The organism is Agathobaculum faecis (assembly GCF_014287995.1).
Lineage (GTDB): Bacteria > Bacillota > Clostridia > Oscillospirales > Butyricicoccaceae > Agathobaculum > Agathobaculum ammoniilyticum.
This window is the reverse complement of the sequence record NZ_JACOPL010000056.1, coordinates 1-1,469: the sequence shown is the minus strand read 5'-3', so window position 1 is coordinate 1,469 and position 1,469 is coordinate 1. Positions and strand designations below refer to the sequence as shown.

Below are 1,469 nucleotides of genomic sequence, written 5' to 3'. Positions count from 1 at the left end.
GATTACTTGATACGGGCAATCTTCTTGGCGAGTTCTTTTTTCATTTCGAGGTTGGACTGTCGTGCGATCATGATGCGCTGGGCCTGCGGGGAGCCTGCGCCGTGCATGGACTCGGGCAGGTAGCCAACCGCGGCCGTACCCATCGTCATGTTCTCGATCAGCCGGAGCACGCGCATGCGGTCCTCGGTCGGCACGCTTGCCACCCCCTTGAGGTACTTCTCGATGTAGTCGTGCGTCGCCGGATTCCGGTAGTCCGCCTCGCTCGGCTGCGTCACCATCAGACCTCCCGCAAGGTCCTGCGCCAGCCGCGCAATCTCATACGGGAACCGCGTCACATTCTGCTTGCATACGTTCGCCAGCAGCAGGTCGATCAGGTAGTTGCCGCTCCTTGTCTTCGTTCCCTGGCTGGAGCATGCGATGCCGCAGCAGTACAGCGTCTCGTTCAGGTGCGTCATCTCGATCAGCTTATCCTTTACATGGCTGGCCTTCGCAGAGCCTGCCATATCGCCCGCAAGCGCCGTCGCGCCGATCAGCACGTCGCCCACGCCTACCTTGCACCCGCCGTAGCTCTGGCGGTGGTAGCCCGCGAACCGCTCTACCATCATGCCCGCGAACTGCACCTCCCCGTTCAGGAAGATCATTTCGTTCGGGATGAACACATGGTCGAAGATCACCAGCACCTCATGCCCGCCGTAGACCTTGTTGCCCACGTCGATGTCGTTGTATTCCTCGGTCTTGCGCGTGTCGCACGACTGCCGCCCAAGGATCAGCGTAATGCCTTCCGCGTCCGTCGGGCAGGCGAACGAGATCGCGTAGTCCTCGTCCCCCTCGCGCATCGAGATCGTCGGCATCACCAGCACATAATGGCTGTTGATATAACCGGTCTGGTGCGCTTTCGCGCCCGTGACGTAAACGCCGTCCGCCGTGCGCTCCACCACATGCAGGAACAGGTCCGGATCCGCCTGCTTGGAGGGGGACAGGCTGCGGTCGCCCTTGACGTCGGTCATCGCGCCGTCCACCGCCCAGTCGTTCTCCTGCACGTCGGTCCAGAACTTCACGAAGTTATCAAAGTAATGCGTGCCGCACGCCTCGTCGGTTTCATAGGTGGTGGAGTAGACCGCGTTGGACGCGTCCATGCCGACGCAGCGCTGGAAGCAGGCGGCGGTCTTCTGCCCCAGCAGGCGCTGCATCTTCACCTTCTTGATCAGGTCGTCCGTGGACTGATGCAGATGAGTGAAGCGGTTGATCTTCTTGCCCGTGAGGTTGGAGGTCGCGGTCATCAGGTCCTCGTACTGCGGATCCTCCGCCAGCTCATAGGTCGCCGCGAACGAGTTCAGCGACGGGCGGATGATCGCGTTATCCACCGGATTCTCCACCTTTTCCCCAAAGCTGTACAGGTTCAGGTGCAGCTTCCGCAGGGACTCGATATATTGGTCTTTGGTCATCATATCGATCAAGTATCCTTTCTT

General features: G+C 60.4%; 1 protein-coding gene. It reads right to left on the bottom strand.

Going from position 1 to position 1,469, the window contains the following annotated elements:
* Positions 1–2: 2 nt before the first annotated feature.
* Positions 3–1,448 carry a 4-hydroxyphenylacetate 3-hydroxylase family protein gene (locus H8S45_RS15735; protein ID WP_207724527.1) on the bottom strand — a complete coding sequence of 482 codons (1,446 nt, stop codon included), beginning with the start codon at positions 1,446–1,448 and terminating at the stop codon, positions 3–5.
* Positions 1,449–1,469: the final 21 nt, after the last annotated feature.